15 protein-coding genes are annotated in these 17056 nt (G+C 69.9%); 4 read left to right on the top strand and 11 right to left on the bottom strand.

The genetic code is table 11. The annotated features are described in order from the left end of the window. Positions 1-186 (top strand): hypothetical protein (locus VB080_RS02755; RefSeq protein WP_323416889.1); only part of this gene is annotated, 186 nt, incomplete at its 5' end. A gap of 119 nt (positions 187-305) precedes the next feature. Here the strand turns inward: VB080_RS02755 and VB080_RS02750 are convergent. The 7 genes from VB080_RS02750 to VB080_RS02720 form a co-directional block, all read right to left on the bottom strand. After that, a complete protein-coding gene (locus tag VB080_RS02750; RefSeq protein WP_323416888.1) occupies positions 306-1364 on the bottom strand; it encodes a S1C family serine protease in 1059 nt (352 codons plus the stop codon). 138 nt (positions 1365-1502) lie between these two features. After that, positions 1503-3551: a patatin-like phospholipase family protein gene (locus VB080_RS02745; RefSeq protein WP_323416887.1), complete on the bottom strand. Its 2049-nt coding sequence runs from the start codon at positions 3549-3551 to the stop codon at positions 1503-1505. 161 nt (positions 3552-3712) lie between these two features. After that, positions 3713-5071, bottom strand: a complete 1359-nt coding sequence (locus VB080_RS02740; RefSeq protein WP_323416886.1) for a hypothetical protein — start codon at positions 5069-5071, stop codon at positions 3713-3715. Beyond that, positions 5068-5502, bottom strand: coding sequence for an RNA polymerase sigma factor (locus VB080_RS02735; protein WP_323416885.1), 435 nt, complete (start codon positions 5500-5502; stop codon positions 5068-5070). Before VB080_RS02735 ends, VB080_RS02740 begins: the two co-directional genes overlap by 4 nt. A gap of 302 nt (positions 5503-5804) precedes the next feature. Then, positions 5805-6785: a Gfo/Idh/MocA family oxidoreductase gene (locus VB080_RS02730; RefSeq protein ID WP_323416884.1), complete on the bottom strand. Its 981-nt coding sequence runs from the start codon at positions 6783-6785 to the stop codon at positions 5805-5807. A 212-nt stretch (positions 6786-6997) separates the two neighbouring features. Next, complete coding sequence (locus VB080_RS02725; protein WP_416339587.1) at positions 6998-7687, bottom strand: response regulator transcription factor; 690 nt, start codon at positions 7685-7687, stop codon at positions 6998-7000. Next, complete coding sequence (locus tag VB080_RS02720) at positions 7684-8388, bottom strand: sensor histidine kinase (protein ID WP_323416883.1); 705 nt, start codon at positions 8386-8388, stop codon at positions 7684-7686. The genes VB080_RS02725 and VB080_RS02720 overlap by 4 nt, the downstream gene beginning before the upstream one ends. A 261-nt stretch (positions 8389-8649) precedes the next feature. Here VB080_RS02720 and VB080_RS02715 point away from each other — a divergent pair, with 261 nt between their 5' ends. Next, positions 8650-9375 carry an ABC transporter ATP-binding protein gene (locus VB080_RS02715; protein ID WP_323416882.1) on the top strand — a complete coding sequence of 242 codons (726 nt, stop codon included), beginning with the start codon at positions 8650-8652 and terminating at the stop codon, positions 9373-9375. Further along, the gene (locus tag VB080_RS02710; RefSeq protein WP_323416881.1) at positions 9372-10820 is read left to right on the top strand and encodes an FtsX-like permease family protein; all 1449 of its coding nucleotides are present in this window, start codon (positions 9372-9374) and stop codon (positions 10818-10820) included. The genes VB080_RS02715 and VB080_RS02710 overlap by 4 nt, the downstream gene beginning before the upstream one ends. A gap of 71 nt (positions 10821-10891) precedes the next feature. Here the strand turns inward: VB080_RS02710 and VB080_RS02705 are convergent, their stop codons facing one another. From VB080_RS02705 to VB080_RS02690, 4 genes are read right to left on the bottom strand one after another with little or no spacing between them, the layout of a single operon-like run. Further along, positions 10892-11704 (bottom strand): radical SAM protein, encoded by an 813-nt coding sequence (locus VB080_RS02705; RefSeq protein ID WP_323416880.1) that lies wholly within the window; start codon positions 11702-11704, stop codon positions 10892-10894. After that, positions 11701-14004, bottom strand: coding sequence for a pyruvate formate lyase family protein (locus tag VB080_RS02700; protein ID WP_323416879.1), 2304 nt, complete (start codon positions 14002-14004; stop codon positions 11701-11703). Before VB080_RS02700 ends, VB080_RS02705 begins: the two co-directional genes overlap by 4 nt. Then, the gene (locus VB080_RS02695) at positions 13979-14752 is read right to left on the bottom strand and encodes a putative N-acetylmannosamine-6-phosphate 2-epimerase (RefSeq protein ID WP_323416878.1); all 774 of its coding nucleotides are present in this window, start codon (positions 14750-14752) and stop codon (positions 13979-13981) included. The genes VB080_RS02700 and VB080_RS02695 overlap by 26 nt, the downstream gene beginning before the upstream one ends. A 16-nt stretch (positions 14753-14768) precedes the next feature. Next, entirely contained in the window at positions 14769-15527 is a 759-nt protein-coding gene (locus VB080_RS02690) for a DeoR/GlpR family DNA-binding transcription regulator (protein WP_323416877.1), read from the bottom strand. A 342-nt stretch (positions 15528-15869) separates the two neighbouring features. On the opposite strand from VB080_RS02690, the gene VB080_RS02685 reads away from it, so the two are divergent. Beyond that, positions 15870-17030 carry a sugar-binding protein gene (locus VB080_RS02685; RefSeq protein WP_323416876.1) on the top strand — a complete coding sequence of 387 codons (1161 nt, stop codon included), beginning with the start codon at positions 15870-15872 and terminating at the stop codon, positions 17028-17030. Positions 17031-17056: the final 26 nt, after the last annotated feature.

Here is a 17056-nt window from a genome sequence, read left to right as displayed (position 1 = left end):
CTCGGGGTGGAGTCCATGCGCGCGGTGGACGAGACCGGCCGGAGCGGATTCGACACCCTCCGCGACGCGGTCGGGGACCCCACTGCGTTCTACCGCCCGGAGGAGTCCTGGACGGGCCGGACGGTGATGGACACCAAGGTCGAGTTCATCCTCACCGGGCTGGAGCGGCACTGGCCCGAGTTCTGAGGCACCCCAAGCCGGGCCGGGTGGATCCTCGTAGTCGGGAGAGGTCTGCCGGGCGAGAAGAGAGTGGGGCTCGTCCGATGCCGGTCGGGGCTCCCGGCGGTGTCGTCAGGGCGGCCACCTCAGGCCAGGGGGGCGCGACCGAGGGTCACGGTGGCGGTCTGGGTGGCGCCGGTCTGGTCGGTCCAGCCGATCGTTGCGGTGTCGCCGGGGGAGAGCTTCGACATCGCCGTGGTCAGGGCCGAGTAGCTCGACAGCTGCTTGCCGTTGAACTGGGTCAGCACCGAACCGGGGGTGACCCCGGCCTGGTCGGCGGCGCTGCCGTCCACCACGCCGACCACCAGCAGCTCCGATCCGTGGGCGCTCAACTGCAGCCCCAGCGCGGGACCGTAGCCCAGGGTGACCGTCCCGGAGGCGTCGCCGTCCAGGATCTGGTCGGCCAGGGTCAGGACGGTCTGGATACCGATGGCGTAGCCGGTGGTTCCGCTGGAATCGGCTGCCACGTTCATGCCGACCACCTCGCCGTCGGAGTCCAGCAGGGCGCCGCCGGAGTCGCCGGGGACGACGGTGGCGTCGACCTCGATCAGGTCGGTCAGGTGCTCGGTGCTGCCGTCGTCGGCCGAGACAGTGATGTCACTGCTGGTGTCGGTGACCTCACCGGCGGAGGCGGTCAGCACGCCGCCGCCGTTGGAGTTGCCGACGGCGGTGACGTCGTCGCCCTCGGCGATGGCGGAGGTGTCAGTGGTGACGGTCGCCAGGTTGCTGGCGTCCTCGAGTTTCAGGACGGCGACGTCGGTCAGGGGGTCGTAGCCCACCACGTCGGCGGTGTAGTTGGTGTCGGTGGCCGGGTCGGTCACCTCGACCTGGGTGCTGCCCTCGACGACGTGGTGGTTGGTGACCACGATGCCGTCCGAACTGAGCACCAGGCCGGTGCCAGCGGCAGCGCCGATGCCGTAGTCGATAGTGGTGTCGATCAGGACGACCCCGGTGGACTGGGCGGTTGAGGCCAGCGTCGCGGCCTGGTCGGTGGTCTGGCCGGTCGAGGGGGAGAGGTGCCAGTCGCCGACCGGCGGACGGGAGCGCACCGCGATGGCGCTGGCACTGGCCGGGAGGGCGAAGGAGAGGGCGAGCACGGGTGCGGCCAGCAGCGCGGCCGCGGTACGGGCGAATGGGAAGGCCATCGGAAACTCCTTGCTGAGCGATGGCTCCACCCTCGGCGTGCAGGCTGTGCCCAACCCTGCTGTGCGCCGTCGGGAGGCTGATGGTCTGCCGTGAGGTAGCTGTGGGCCACAGAACCGTCCCCTGGCCCGGGGTGGGGGTCAGCGGTCGGCGGGGCCGAACTTCAGCATCGGCTCGGGACGGGGCGGTTGGTCGCGGTTGGCAGGCCAGCCGTCCGCCTCCCAGGCGTCGGCCAGGGCTGCCAGGTCGCGCGCGTCCTGGCGCACCCGGGCCTCCCGGCTGGCCCGGAACTGATAGGTCGGACGGACCCACGGTTCGGGCAGGTTCGCCTCGAAGTCGGGCAGGTTGTCGGAGAACCGGGCGAGCGCCACGCTGAGCCCGTTCATGGCGATCCGGAAGCGCAGCCAGCGGTGCAGCTCGAAGTCGAAGTCGTCACGGAGTTTCGCACCGGCCAGGGCGCCCTTGGCGCTCAGCCGCGCGATCACCTCCGGTGTCATGGCCAGGTGGAGCCCGCCCTCATCGGCGGCGGTGCGGACGGTAGCGATCCGGTCCTTGAAGCCGGGGGAGTCCATCTGCACCCGATCGGGCCAGTCCTGCATGGTGGTGACCATTGAGCGCAGCAGACCCCAGGCGCTGTGGATCGGGGTCTCGGTGAGCCGGGCCCGCTTGGTGGCGGCAGGCAGGGTGACGGCCTGGTCGTCGTAGCCGGCCTCGAAGCTGTCCAGGTTGATCCCGAAGGTGGGGCGGTTCGGCAGCCAGGCGTCGAAGAACTGCATCGGGAAGTTGCTGGTGATCCCGCCGTCGGAGAACCAGGCAGTCACCACCGGCACCGTCCGTTCGTCCTCGCGACGCTGGAAGAAGTCGAGGTAGTACAGCGGTACGGCGCTGATCAGCACCGGGAAACTCAGGCTGAGCCGCGCTGCCACCACGACCGGAATGTCGGGCGCGAACGGCAACCGGCGCAGTTCGGCGTCGTGGCTGGGACAGCGCGGCGGCGTCCAGTCGTCCCCGGCGTCAACCGCATCCCGGGAGTGCTCGACCAGCGCCCGGCTGACCCCGGACGGGAAGTAGCCGGCCAGGCAGCGCGGGCAGAACAGGTAGGTGTCGGCGGAGAACGGGAAGCTGTAGGGCAGCCGGTGGGTCAGGCAGGTGGTCATCACGCGCAGGTCGAGGTCGGGGTCGAGCCCGGTCCACGCGATGGACGGGACCCGGTGCTCGAACCGCGCCTGACCGCCAGTGCCGCGGGTGAACGTCTGGCGGAACTCGGCAGTGGCCCTCGGCCCCCACAGGTCGCCGAAGGTGAGCGGTGGATCGGACGGTTTCCGGCCGGCGGTCAGGTTGATCTCCCGGGCCAGCCAGTCGGTGAGTGCGTCCGAGTTGTCGTCCAGGTGGCCGTTGACCATGCCCAGCCCGTTGTGGTTGATCGCGCGCCAGGCGCCCCGTCCCAGCACCAGGGCGGCGGCCAGCAGCCCGCCGGCCACCGCCAGCGGCAGCCACAGCGCGGTAGCGCCGGCGACCGGCCACCAGGTCTGCGGGCGCAGTCCCTGGACGAGCGCGGTGGCGGACAGGAACGCTGGGACGAGCAGCCCGAGAGTGACCACGGTGAACGGCAGCCAGCCCCAGCGCACCAGGCGTCCCAGGGAGACCAGGATTCGCCTGGCCGGAGACCAGTCCGGCTCGATCCAGGTGGTGAGGAAGTCGAAGACGCCGGTCGTCGATGGCGGTGGGGCGAACAGCAGCGGCAGCTGGGTCTGCAGCAGGGAGGGCAACCGGCGCAGCCGTTCGAAGCCGACCGCGTCCGGATCCCAGGCGTCTGCCGGCAATGGGGGCCCCTGCCTGCGCGGGGCTGACGGTGACGAGGCCGCTGGCGGCGGTGCGGCGGGGGATGCCACCGGCGGTGCAGGGGCTGGTGCGGTGAGCTTCGCCGACGGTTGGCCCGTGGCTGGGTCTGTGCCTGGGAGGCTCGGGTCGGGCATCGTCCCGGTCTGGCCGCGATGGTACTCGGCCGCCGCGGCGAGGACGGCGGCGATGGCACCGGCCGAGGAGCCGCCGATCCGCCGGAACCGGTAGCGGACGGCCAGTTCGGTGACGGCCTGTGGGTAGACCACTCCGGAGGTGATCCCGCCCTTCATCACCAGCGAGCATTCCGCCAGCGTCGGTGGGGTCGGATCGGCAGGGGCTTGGGGCATGGTGACCTCCCGGGATGCAGTGCAGCCAGCGTCCTCGCTGGTCCCGGCCCAGTCAACGGCTGCGGCGAACTGGCTGGCCGGCAGTTCCCTGGGGGAGGCTGCCCACGCCGTGCTGCGTCCGGCCGGTGTGGGAGGTCGACCGGCCCTTGCGGCAGGGTGCTTCAGACCATGTGCACCAGGAAGTACTCACCTCCCAGCCCATGGCACTGGTCGGGGACGGTGGCGTCCGCCGGTAGGGTGTCGAGGACGGCGCCACCCCAGCTCACCCGGTCGCCCGGACGCAGCACGGTCGTGCCGATGGTGAGGGTGTGGTCCAGCGATGACCAGCTGGCGTCCGGGTGGGGCATGACAGGCACCACCACCGAACCGTCGTCAGCCTCGACCACCAGGCAGCGGCCCAGGCGCAGCAGCCTCCCGTCCAGCGCGGCGGCGTCACCCTCGCCCAGCGGAGTGCTGCGTGGGTAGCGGGCGAAGGCGGGTTGCCAGTCCGGGCCGGTGCTCAGGTCCTGCGGGGTGAGCTGCCGGGCTTCGGCGCCGTCGAGGTCGAGGAGATCGACCCTCTGGTTGGAGATCGTCCGCAGCAGTGGCTCGCCGGTCACCTGGTCGATCACCAGGGTCAGCACGTTCCCGGTGGCCTTGCTGACATCCTCGCGCAGGGTGCAGTCGCGGCAGGAGAACGTCCCCTGCAACTCGACGAACCAGACGGCGGTGTCCGAAGCCGGATACGGCGTGTGCCCGAACAGGGCGCGCTGGGCGGCCCCGAGCGTGGTCGGCACGGCGCTCCCGGACAGCAGCGCGTCGTCGTCGTGTGTCACCTGCTGCAGCAGCTGCCGGACGGTGTCGGCGAGCGCGGTGGTCTCCGGATCGGGAGTGGGCAGCGGCTCCAGGAGCAGGTCGCCCAGGTCGAGGGCCACCACTGTGCCCAGGGACACCAGGTCCACCGCCTCGCGGGTCAGCCCGAACGTACTGCCCTCGAAGCTGGTGGCGTCCAGCACCAGCTGGACGGCCGACCCGACCGGCGCCTCAGCACCCGCCGGACGGGAGCAGCTGTCGCAGACGAACAACCCCCGCAACTGCAGCAACCAGACCGCCTGACCAGCTTCGGACGGCTGACTCTGACTGTCCAGCGCAGCCTCGGCCCGGCCGCGCGTGGTCAGCACGGCTTCGGCGGTCACCGGTTGCTGGCCGCGCCCCAGTGACGTGGCGTTGTCCCGGGCGATCCGGGTGAGCTGGACGAGTTCGTCCGAAGCAGACGGCGTCCGGGTTGGTGCCGGGGTGGGGCTCTGCAACGGGGCCAGCGTCGCTGTGGTGGGGGAGGGGACGGCGGGCAGGCCGCCGCTCGGCCACACCTGCCAGACGACGCCGGCACCCACCAGCACCGCCACGGCGGCAAATACGGTGGTGGTCGCACGGAGCCGGCGGCGTCCCCGGGCCAACGCGGCGTCCAGGTCGAGCGCCGGGACGCCGCGGGTGCGCCAGGTGTCGCCGGTCTGTTGCAGCAACTCGTCGATATCGTTCACTGGTAGTCCTCTCCGAGCAAGCCGCGCAGACGGGTGCGGGCATCGGCCAGGGTCGACTTCACGGTGCCCGGCGAGCAGCGCATCACGTCCGCCACGTCGGCCACGCCCAGCCCCAGGAAGTAGTACAGGTCGACCGCCAGCCGCTGCCGGGACGGGAGCCGGCGGATCGCCCGCTCGACGTCCAGCCGGACGCCCCGGGGATCGACCGGTTCGGCGGTGACCCAGTCCGGTGGGGCCGTCGTCCGGTGGGAGAACAACCGGGCGGCAGCTCGTCCGGCCTTCCAGCGCTGGTCGGCGGTGATGGCAAGCAGCCAGTTGCGGGCCGTCCCCCGGGCAGGATCGAACTGATCGCGCTTGCGCCAGGCCGCCGCCAGAGCGTCCTGCAGGATGTCGTCGGCGTCGTTCGGGGAGCGGGCAGCCAACGATGCCATCGCTGTCCAGTGCGGCGCCAGCCAGGCGGTGAACCCCTCCGGTGACCGCAGGTCCGGTTCAGACTGGCCGGCCGGGTGGGCTTCCCGGGAGGGCGCCCCGGCACGATCCCCCGACTGCTCCACACTTGAATCTACCCCGCGGCACCGGTTCCGGTTGGGTGCCGCCGCCCCTTCGTCCTGGCTCAGATTGGGTTTCGACCTGAGCCAGCCGGGTGGCGTCCGCACAAACCGGGTGAATCAGGCCACTCGCGTGCACTATCCACGCGAGTGGCCTCTACTGCCCGGTTTCTGCGCAGGCCGAGTCAGCGGAGGGCCTGCCAGGTCGGGGTGGCGGAGAGGCTGACGCCGGTGATGATCTGCTCGGCGATCAGGGAGTTGGTGCGGTAGGGGTGGTCGACCTCTCCGGCGGCGCACAGCCGGAGGAACTCCTCGATCTCGTAGCGGAGGCTCTCGGCGGGCTGCCTCGGCGGGCCGGAGAGCACCGGCTCGACGCTGCCGTCCAGCCCGATCAGGCGGACGTCGGCCGGTTCGGCCAGCGAGTCGATGGTGAGCGAGCCGGCCTCGCCCTCGATCACGCTCGGCGCCACCGAGCGGGCGACCTTCGAGTAGGCGCAGGTCACGCTGAAGGTGCCGTAGTCAAGGACGGTGGTCCCGCCCGCTTCGAAGCCGTTCTCCAGCCGGTAGGTGGTACCGGTGAACCGTGATGGCGACCCGAACAGCTCCAGCGCGGGATGCAGGCAGTAGACCCCGAGGTCGCGCAGCGCCGAGTTGCCGCTGGCCGGGTCGAGGGCGTTAGGACGCTCACCGCGCAGGAAGCCCGGGTAGCGCGAGGAGTACTGGCACTTCTCGAAGTGGGCGTGCCGCAGCGTGCCGAGCCGTCCGACCGCCTCGCGGATCGGGCGGTAGGCCGGGTCGTGGGTGGGACGGATGGCCTCCAGCAGCACCCGCTGCTGCCGTGCCGCGAGGTCGAACAGTGCGCGGGCCCGGTCCGGCGAGGTGGTGAGGGTCTTCTCGCCCAGGACGTGCTTGCCGGCACTCAGCGCGATCACCGCCTGGTCGTGGTGGGAAGCGATCGGGCTGGCGAGGTAGATCGCCTCGACCTCGTCCAGCCCGGCGAGTGCCTCCGGGGTGGTCACCACCTGGCCGAGGCCATGCCGGGTGGCGAACTCCCGTCCGCGGTCGGCGTCCCGGGAGCAGATCGCCACCGGGGTGCCGCCGGCCACCCGGCAGGCGTCCACGAACCAGTCGCTGATGAACCCGGTGCCAATGATCCCGAACCTCACGGTCGCCTCCTGTGCGCATGTCCCGGGCCGTGCCGGGATGATGAGGGCAGTCTGCCCGATGCCCGGGCTTCTCTCCGGTCAATCCGGCAGGTCGGGGCCACCGCGCCCGGCTCGGGGCAGTGCATGCCCGAGCTCGCGCAGGCGTCGCCGCTTGGTGGTACGACGAAAACCTCATGCCCGCGCATGCCCGAGCTCGCGCAGGCGTCGCGGGTCTACACCAGCCCGGGCGTGCCGGTGTCGGCCAGGAAGGCCAGAATTGCCCGCACCCGGCGGTTCTCCTCGCTGGGATCCAGCCGCAGCTTGGCGAAGATGTTCGACACGTGCTTGGCCACCGCCGCCCCGGAGAGCACCAGTTCGTCGGCGATCTGCGCGTTCGACAGGCCGCGGGCCATCAGTTCCAGCACCTCGAACTCCCGCTGGGTGAGGTCGCCGAGCCCGGAGCGGTTCGTCCGCATCATCGCGCGGGCGACCTCGGGGTCGATCACCACGCCACCGGCGGCCACCACCCGCAGCGAGCCGATGAAGTCGGCCACCTCAGCCACCCGGTCCTTCAGCAGGTAGCCGGTGCCTCCGCCGGTCGCGGGCAGGGAGAACAGTTGCTGGGCGTACACCGCCGCCACGTACTGGCTCAGCACCAGCACCCCGAGTGCGGGATGGGCGGCCTTGAGATCCAGAGCCGCCTGCAGACCGTCGGTGGTCATGGTGGGCGGCATCCGGACGTCGGTCACCACCACGTCCGGCAGTTCACCGGCTGCGGCCAACCGATCGACGGTCAACCGCAGCGCATCGGCCCGGCTTTCCTGGGCGACCACCGCGAAACCCTGCCGCTGCAGCAGCCCGGCCAGGCCTTCGCGGAGCAGGGCGGCGTCGTCGGCCAGCACCAGCCGGATCGGGTCGTTCACAGTGCCACCCCCGGTTCGCCGCGGTGCAACAGCAACGGGACGGCCGCGACCACTTGGGTTGGCCCGCCCGGCGGGCTGGAGATGCTCAGCTCGCCGCCGAAGGCCGCCAACCTTTCCCGCATGCCGGCCAGACCGTGCCCCGGCCGCAGCCGGGCACCACCTGGTCCGGTGTCCATCACCGAGACGCGCAGGTGCGAGTCGGTGGTGAGCAGCACTGTCACCGGTGCGCCGGGAGCGTGTTTGGCGGCGTTGGCGATCGCCTCGCAGGCGAAGAAGTAGCTCGCGGCCAGCACCCCTTCGGGCAGGCGGGGCAGCGGATGCGGGCACACGATCCGGACCGGGGCCGCCGATGCCTGGGCGACATCGGTCAGGGCCGCTGCCAACCCCTGCTCGACCAGCACCTGCGGATGAATCCCCCGGACGGTGGCCCGCAGTGCGTCCAGTCCCTTGGCCAGCGCCTCCTGGGCCTGCTCGAGCAGGCCGCCCAGGTCGGCGTCCGCGGCCACGCTGGGCGAGGTCCGTGCCTCCCCGAGCAGCATCGCCGCGGCCACCAGGTACTGCTGGGTGCCGTCGTGCAGGTCCCGTTCGATCCGCCGGCGTTCGATCTCGTAGGCATCCACGATCACCCGGCGGGACGCGGTCAGCTGCTCGACCGCGCGCACCGCTTCCGCCTCGGGGCTGCGGGACCGTCCAAATCTCACTGGTCGAACCTAGCGGACTCGCCGGCCGGGCCGAGGCCCACCGCGGCACGGCAGTGTCGCAATTCTGCAGGTCGATGGTCGCTGGCGCCCGGCGGGCCGCTGGTTGCGCATTCGAGACGCAGAATCACGACACGGGTCGACAGGCGCGCCCGCATTCGCCGAGCGCCGCCGGCCGACGAGAGCGGAAAGTAGTGCTGGCACTACCCCAAGAGCAGCCCGGGCACCATGGAAGGGTCGCTGTCCTCAGGCTGGAATGGAGCCATGATCGAACCACACGCCGCAACGCCCCTGCTGTACACCCAGGGCATCACCAAGAGCTTCGGCCAGGTCCAGGCACTGGCCGGGGTCTCGGTGAGCATCGCCCGGGGCGAGACCCTGGCCATCATGGGGCCGTCCGGCTCGGGCAAATCCACCCTGCTGCACTGCCTCTCCGGCGTGCTGGTGCCCGATCAGGGGGCGGTCACCTTCGACGGCCAGGTGGTGTCGGCGTTGCGGGACCGGGAGCGCTCGCACCTGCGGCTGACCCGGTTCGGCTTCGTCTTCCAGGACGGCCAGCTGATCCCCGAACTGTCCGCGCGGGAGAACGTGGCGTTGCCACTGATGCTCACCGGCACCTCCCGTAGCCGGGCGTTGGGCACCGCGGACGGCGTCCTGGAGCGGCTCGGGCTGGTCGACCTGCGCAACCGCCGTCCGGGCGACATGTCCGGCGGTCAGGCGCAGCGCACCGCGATCGCTCGCGCCCTGGCCACCGAACCGGACGTGGTGTTCGCCGACGAACCCAGCGGTGCCCTCGACCAGGCCACCGGCCACGAGATGATGCAGCTGCTCACCACCACGGTTGCGATGTCCGGCGCCAGCCTCGTGCTGGTCACCCACGACCTGAACGTCGCGCGCTGGTGCAGCCGGCTGATCGAGATCCGGGACGGCCTGGTGCACGCCGACCGCCGGCTGGAACCGCTGGCTGGCGCGGCGGAGGCCGTCCGGTGAGCGCCGTGACCGCGTCGCTGCCGACCTCCACCCGCGCCACCGGGCTCGGATCGCTGGCATCGCGCCTCACCCGCGCCCGGCTGGCCACCCGGCAGGGTGAGGGGGTGCTCTACCTCTCCTCGGTGGCCGCTTTCGCGCTCAGTTCCGCGCTGGCGCTCACCGTGGCGGGCGGCACCTGGATGTTCTACAACCGCTGGCGCAACCCGACCGGTCTCCATGCCGAGCTGCTCGCCGCCGATCCCAGCTTCGAGACCATGTTGTCGATGTACTTCATGCTCGCGATGATCGCCTGTGCCCTGCTGGTCTCCAGCATGGTCGGGCTGGCTTCCGGGGCAGCCGTCCTGGGCGCGCGTGGCCGGGACCGCCGGCTGGCGGTGCTACGACTGGTCGGGCTGTCGTCGGCCGACGTCACCCGGATGTCGCTGATCGACACCGCCATCCAGGCGGTGGTCGGGATCGCCGTCGGGCTGGTCGTCTACCTGGTCACCTTGCCGGCCTGGGGCTTCCTCACCATGCAGGCCATGCCGGTCGCGCCGGGCGAGATGCTGCTGCCGTGGTGGCTGGCGCTGTCGGTGGGCGCGGCCACCTTCGCCACCGGGATGGTCGCGGCCTGGTGGGGTCTGCGCCAGGTGCGGATCTCGCCACTGGGCGTCTCCCGGCGTTCGGTGGGGCCGGCGTTGCGGGCCTGGCGGGTGGTCGCCTTCGTCGCGCTGTTGATCGTGTTCGCGGTGGCGTCCCAGGTGCTTCACTTCGGGAGCGGGGTGGTGCCGTTGCTGGTCTTCGCCGCGATCATGGTCGTGGTGATCCAGGGGTTCAACCTGTTCGCCGCCTGGCTGCTGCAGCTGATCGCACGTTCGCTGGCGCACCTGCCGTCCGCCACCGGGATGTGGGCTGCCCGGCGGGTGCAGGCCGATGCCCGCACCACCTGGCGGCGGGTTTCCGGGCTGGGGCTGCTCTCGCTGATCGGGTCGTACATCGCCGTGATGCCGCTCAGCCTCAACGCCGGTGACGACCCGACCCAGCAGAGCTTCGCGAGCGCTGCCCAGTGGGACTTCACCAAGGGCGCCATCATCACCCTGGGCGTCGGCTTCGCCCTGACCGCGATGTCGATCTTCATCGCGCAGGCATCGGCGATCCTGGAGCGTTCCGAGCAGACCCTGGCGTTGGCGAATATGGGCGCGTCCGCCCGCTTCCTGACCCGGGTGACCTGGTGGGAGACCCTGGCACCGCTGGTACTGGCGATCGTGCTGGGCGCCGGGCTGGGACTGGTGCTGTCCTTCCCGCTGGCCCAGGCCGCGAGCCGTCAGGGCCTGGAACTGTGGACCGGCCTGCCGGTGATGGGCATCGTCCTGCTGGCCGGGATCGGACTGGCGATCGCCGCGCTGGCCGCCTGCGGCCCGCTGCAGGCCCGCGTCCTGGCCACCCACGAGCGGCACAACGACTGAGGACGGACGGCGGGTCGCGCCCGGCTGCGGCAGGCTTCGACAGGCCCCGCCGGCGCTGGCGGGCCGGCGCGTCAGGCCTCCACCGTCGACGCCACGCCGTGCTCGGCCAGGCGGGCGCGGAACCCGTCCAGGTCGGCGGTGGTGAGCGAGCGAGCGTCGGCGAACCGGTAGGCGCGGTCGAGGTCGGCGTATTTTCCCTTGCCAAGCTGGTGGAAAGCGACCAGTTCGACGGTGTCGATGCCGTAGGAACCCAGCAACCGGGCGAACGCGTCGGCGTCGGCGGGGCTGTCGTTCACCCCCGGCACCACCGGGATCCGGAAGATATGCGGGACGGCGCTGTTGGCCAGGTAGGCGGCATTGTCCAGCACCAGTCGCAACTGTGCCCGGGTGGCGGCCACGTGGCGTATCGGATCGTGGTGCTTGAGGTCCATCATCACCAGGTCGAGCTGGTCGACCAGCCGGGTGAAGGTGGACGGCTGCACCGCGCCGGAGGTCTCGCCGACCACCGTGAGCCCCTCGTCGTGGGCGGCCCGGATCAGCTGCTCGGAGAACTCCGGCTGCAGCATGAACTCCCCGCCGGTCAGGGTCAGGCCGCCACCGGAACGCTGGTAGTACTTCCGGTCCCGCAGCACGACCGCCATCACGTCGGCCACCGACAGGCACTCGCCGACGGTGATCGTCCGCTGCTCGCGCCGGCTCCACATCAGCTCCGGCTGACGGCTTTGCGACTCCGGGTTGGAGCACCAACTGCAGCGCAGCGGGCAGCCCTTGAGGAAGACGCAGGTGCGGATCCCGGGCCCGTCGTGCAGGCTGAACCGCTGGATGTCGAAGACCATCCCGCGGGACTCGTGGGGACAGTCGGCACTGCTGCAGGAATGACTCATCGGCCGTGCAGTTCCCGGCTGATGATCTCGTCCTGGACGTCCGGGTCGAGATCGACGAAGACCGCGCTGAAGCCGCTCACCCGCACGATCAGGTCGGGATACCTCTCGGGGTGGAGCTTGGCGTCCTCCAGCACCCCGGGGTCGACCACTGTCACCATCAGCTGGCAGCCGCCGGAGTCGAAGTAGGTCTCGATCAGGCTCTTCACCTTCGGTCGCTGCCGGTTGAACATCGTCGGGGTGAACTTGATGTTCTGCACCGACCCGCCGTGGTAGCGGGCATCGAACCGGGTCAGCGAGTTGAGCACCGCGGTCGGCCCACTGCGGGCGGCGCCGCCCTGGGGGTTGTTGGCCGGGCTCATGAACTGCCCGGCGACCCGGCCGTCGGGTGAGGCGGCGGTCCGGCGTCCCCACTCGGTGTTGGTCTGGTTGTTGCTGATCACGATCAGGTAGTAGTCCATGCCCCGGGCCAGCCCGCGCTGCCGGTTGCCCCGGGCGACGTACTCGTACAGGTCGTTGGCCAGCTCGTCGACCTCGTCGAGGTCGTTGCCGTACTTCGGGCAGGCCAGCAGCTCGCGGCGCAGGTCTTCGTACCCGGCGAAATCGGCGCGGACGGCCTCGGCCACCTGCTGCAGGGTGTAGCGGTGCTGGTCGTAGACCAGGGTCTTGATCGCGAACAGCGCGTCGCTGGTGTTGATGTTGCCGTAGGTCTCGTTGGTGCCGCCGAGGTAGCGGATGCCGCCGTCCAGCATGCTCCGGCCGCGGGCGATGCAGTCGTCCATCCACAGGCTGGCGAACAGGAAGGAGACTTCCCGGTTCATCACCTGATAGCTGTACGCCTGGGCGTCGGCACCGAGGTCGAGGTAGTAGTCGAGCAGCACCTTGTACTGGTCGTAGAACTCCTCGAAGGTGCGCAGCCGGGCCAGCGGGCGCAGCGTGACCGGCCCGGCCTTGAAGCGTCCGTCCATCGGGTCGACACCCTCGCCGAGTTCGATGGTGAGCAGCTTGAGCAGGTTGATCAGGACGTTGGGGGTGCCCACGCTCTGGCCCTGGATGACGAACTCTCCGCAGCCGAACGGGACGTACTGCTCGGCCGCCCGGCGGTCGACCCGCATGCCGTACATCATCGCGGGGATGTTGACGTCGTCGTTGTAGAGAGTGGGGTAGGTGGCGCCGGCGCCGATGCTGTCGAGCGCGGCATCCATGATGTCGGCGGGGGTGTGTTTGGTGAACCGCAGGGTGAACTGGGGTTCGACGAAGTGGCACTCCCGGGTCACCTCGATGGCCAGCCGGGCGAAGGCGTCGGCGGCCTCGGGGTCGCGCCGGCCCTCGCCGCCGACGATGATCCGGCCGTTGACCGTGGTCCGGCGGTTCTCGATCAGGGTCCACAGCGAGACCAGGTAGTCGTGCGCCTCCTGACCCGTGATCCGCCCGGCGGCGAGGTCGCGCACCAGGTAGGGGCCGAGGTAGTCGTCGAGCCGGCCGTAGTTGATGCAGCCGGCCAGCAGCGCGAACAGCCAGGCCTGCTGGATCGCCTGGTGCAGGGTCTCGGCCCGGCCGTCGCGGACGTGGCGCAGCGAGTCGGCAACAGTCTCCAACCGGTGGCGCCGGTCGTCGGGCAATGGCCCGGCCAGGGCGGTCGCGACCTTGTCGAGGTAGGCGTCGACGACTGCGGCGTAGAGGTCGAGCGCCCCCAGGCTGGCGGTGAGGAAGTCGTTGCCGGGGTCGGTGCCGAGCCGGGTGGTGATCCGCTGCCGCATGCCGTCCGGGCCGAGGTCGAGCATGGTGGCGTAGTCGAGCATCACCCCGCTGAGCCGGGCGGTGGCCATCAATGGGTAGTCCGGGTCGATGAATCGTCCGATGGTGGTCTCGGTCAGCACGTCCGCGCAGTACAGCGCCTTGGTGTCGTGCGCGGTCCAGTAGTCGTACAGCTCGTCGACCAGGGCGCGGTCGCCGGCCGCATCGAGGGACTCGCGGAAGTCGTCCAGCTTGTCGAAGACGCAGTAGTGGCCGACCCCGCCGACCGAGGTCACCGAGCCGAAGCCGATCGGCAGGAAGTCGAGCCGTCCGGCGAACCAGTCGCCGGGCTCCAGATTGCGGAACAGGGCCGGGTAGAGGACGCGCAGGCAGTTCAGCTCGCGCTGCTCCTTCGGCAGGTCGAGCGACTCCCGGTGCACCCGGGTGTACTCGGCCATCAGCGCCAGTTGCTCGGCGACGGTCTTCTCCGCGGGCAGCTTCCGGCTGACCTCGACATTCTGGGCGCCGGCGGCGCTGGGCTTATGCAGGCTGGTTGCTGTCGGCATTGGGGTGGCTGCTCCGTTCGGCGTCCCGCCAGTTCGTCTGGTAGCGCCCGATCAGGTCGGTGAAGCGTCGGGTGGTCAGGTGTGGACGGGTGATCGCGCTTCCCACGACCACCGCGTGGGCGCCGACGTAGAGCGCCTTCATCGCATCCTCGGGGGTGTAGATGTGCCCCTCCATCATCAGGTAGGCGTCCGAACCGAAGTCGCGGCACATCCGGGCGAACTCCCGGTAGTCGGGCTCCTCGATGTGCGCGGTGGCCTTCGTGTAGCCGCGCAGTGTCGGGCCGACGATGTCCGCGCCCAGTTCCACGGCGCGCCGGGCTTCGTCGTAGTCCGACACGTCGGCGAACAGGATCGCCTCGGGGATGGCAGCCTTCACCTGCGGCAACAGTTCCCAGGCCGGACGCCCGTCGTCGTTGAGCTGGGAGGTGGTGTCGAGCGCGATGACCTCCGCTCCGGCTTCCCACACCTGTCTGGCGGCCTCGAGGGTGGGGGTGATGAAGACATCGGTGGTGGGCGACCAGATCTTGTACAGCCCGATCAGCGGCAGATCGACCGCCGCTTTGATCTGCCGGATCTGGGCCGGCGTGTTGGCCCGGATACCGGCGGCCCCGCCCCACTGCGCCGCCTGAGCCAGCTTCACCACGAGGTCGTCGGTGTAGGTCGGGTCGTCCGGTTGCACCTGGCAGGAGACGATCAGACCCGCCATCGAGTCCAGGACGGCCCGCTTGCGGGGGTCGGTCACATTCACGGGAGTTCCTTCCGGGTCACGCGCACACGACGAGGTTGTCGGGCACGGGTTGGTCTTCGGGGATGCGGTCGACGAAGACCTTGTCGAAGTCGTCGAGCATGGCGTAGCGGCAGACGCCGGTGTACTCGAACTTGCTGTCGTCGACCAGCAGAATGGCCTTCTTGCTCCGGGCCAGCGCGTTCCGCTTGATCTCGCCCACCTGGTACTCGCTGACGAATGCCTCGCCCAACTCGAGGTCGACGCCATTGGCGCCCATCACGGCGATGTCGAACCGGAAGTCCTGGAGTTCGCGGACGGTGATCGCGCCGGAGGTGATCTGGTAACGGGGCTCGTAGCGGCCGCCGAGCAGGTAGACCTCGGCTGGCGTGCCGGTGAGCCTGGTCATCAGCGCGACGCTGTTGGTCACCACGATCACGCGCTTCTCGGTCAGCCCCGGCAACAGGTAGAGGGGAGTGCTGCCCGAGTCGACGAACACCAGGTCGCCGTCGTTGATCTCCTCCAGGGCACGGACGGCGATCAACTGCTTGGCGGTGGCGTTCCGGTCGAGTTTGGTGTCCAGGGCGCTCTCGTTCAGGCTGCTCATGATGGTGTCGGAGTGCGGGCGCATCGCGCCGCCGAACTGCCGCTGCACCTCGCCCCGCAGATCGAGCTCGCGCAGGTCGCGCTGGATGGTCGAGCGGGAACACCCCAACTCGTCGGCCAGTTGCACCGCGGAGATCGCCGGCTGAAGCTGCAGCTTCGCCAGGATGTAGTCCTGTCGCTCCCGTGCCAGCATGGCTCCTCCTGATGCCTCATGACGTACCTGCATACTACTGCAAGTAGGACCAAGTTTGGTCAGGTGGTCGAGAACATCTCCGGGAAATATTCAGATTTGGTCACAATATCGACGAAGTTTGCACAAGTGTGACCGATCGCTTGTAGCATCTGCGATGTTCGGGTCACGGCACAGGCGCACTGGCCCGGGCGCGCGAGGCGGGTTTGGAGGTCATCGGACGAAGCCGGACGGCAGGTCGGGCTCAGGCTGTGACACTCGCCGCGGGCGACTCATGGGAGGCGGTCGACGCATGACCACCGTCCCTCGGGCATCGCGAGGATGCACAACAGAAAGTAGGGAGCAATGCAGAAGTTCAGCAAGGCTGCGATCGTGCTCGCAGTCACCGGTGCCCTGGCGTTGACCGCCTGCGGCTCCGGCCGTACCGAGCCGTCGGCGACCGACGCCGCCCCGGCACCAAGCGACAGTACGTCCGCCGCCGCCTCCGAGGCGCCCGCGGCCGGTTTCCCCCAGGATGCCGTGATCGGCGTCTCGCTGCCGCAGAAGACCTCGGAGAACTGGGTGCTTGCCGAGGGGCTGTTCACCGACGGCCTCAAGCAGGCCGGCTACAACGGCATCGTCCAGTTCGCCAACGGCGGTGTCACCGAGCAGCAGAACCAGATCTCGGCCATGATCACCAAGGGCGCCAAGGTGATCGCGGTGGGCGCCATCGACGGCTCCCAGTTGAGCACCCAGCTCAAGGAGGCCAAGGACCAGGGCGTCATCGTGATCGCCTACGAGCGACTGCTCACCGGCAGCCCCGACGTCGACTTCTACGTCACCTTCGACAACTACAAGATCGGTCAACTGCAGGGCCAGGCGCTGCTCGAGGGCCTGGCGAAGCTCAAGGGTGACGCGCCGTACAACGTCGAGCTGCTCGCCGGCTCGCCGGACGACTCGAACGCCGCCTTCTTCTTCGACGGCGCGATGAGCGTGCTGCAGCCGAAGATCGATGACGGCACCTTGAAGGTGCTCTCCGGCCAGACCGAGTACAAGCAGGTGGTGACCCCGGGCTGGACCGCCAAGAATGCCCAGAACCGGATGGATGCCATCCTGGCCGCGAACTACCAGAACGAGGATCTCGACGGCATCCTGTCGCCGAACGACAACCTCGCCCGGGCGGCGCTGACGGCGGCCCAGTCGGCCGGCAAGACCGGCGACCACTGGCCGGTGGCGACCGGTCTGGACTCCGAGGTGGAGAGTGTGAAGTGGGTCGCGCAGGGCAAGCAGTACTCCACGATCTACAAGGACACTCGCGCGGTGGTCGCCAAGACCATCGAGTTGATCGGCGACGCCCAGCAGGGCAAGCCGATGGAGCCGAACGATACTGAGACCTACAACAACGGCGTCAAGGTCGTTCCCAGTTACCTGATCACTCCGATCCTGGTGACCAAGGACAACGTGGCCGAGGTCTACGTTGACGACCCGAACCTCGGTCCGGTGGTCAAGGAGGCTCTGAAGGGCTGACCGCAGTAGTCTGCGGGATCAAGCGG

Source organism: Propionicimonas sp. (assembly GCF_034927565.1).
Lineage (GTDB): Bacteria > Actinomycetota > Actinomycetes > Propionibacteriales > Propionibacteriaceae > Propionicimonas.
Note: the sequence above shows the minus strand (reverse complement) of the source record. Positions and strands in the feature narration are given on the sequence as shown.

Excerpts from the sequence above, each read along its gene's own strand:
- VB080_RS02705 (WP_323416880.1), bottom strand. The coding sequence starts at position 11,704 with ATGAGTCATTCCTGCAGCAGTGCCGACTGTCCCCACGAGTCCCGCGGG.
- VB080_RS02685 (WP_323416876.1), top strand. The coding sequence starts at position 15,870 with ATGCAGAAGTTCAGCAAGGCTGCGATCGTGCTCGCAGTCACCGGTGCC.
- VB080_RS02750 (WP_323416888.1), bottom strand. The coding sequence starts at position 1,364 with ATGGCCTTCCCATTCGCCCGTACCGCGGCCGCGCTGCTGGCCGCACCC.
- VB080_RS02745 (WP_323416887.1), bottom strand. The coding sequence starts at position 3,551 with ATGCCCCAAGCCCCTGCCGATCCGACCCCACCGACGCTGGCGGAATGC.
- VB080_RS02700 (WP_323416879.1), bottom strand. The coding sequence starts at position 14,004 with ATGCCGACAGCAACCAGCCTGCATAAGCCCAGCGCCGCCGGCGCCCAG.
- VB080_RS02690 (WP_323416877.1), bottom strand. The coding sequence starts at position 15,527 with ATGCTGGCACGGGAGCGACAGGACTACATCCTGGCGAAGCTGCAGCTT.
- VB080_RS02735 (WP_323416885.1), bottom strand. The coding sequence starts at position 5,502 with ATGGCATCGTTGGCTGCCCGCTCCCCGAACGACGCCGACGACATCCTG.
- VB080_RS02715 (WP_323416882.1), top strand. The coding sequence starts at position 8,650 with ATGATCGAACCACACGCCGCAACGCCCCTGCTGTACACCCAGGGCATC.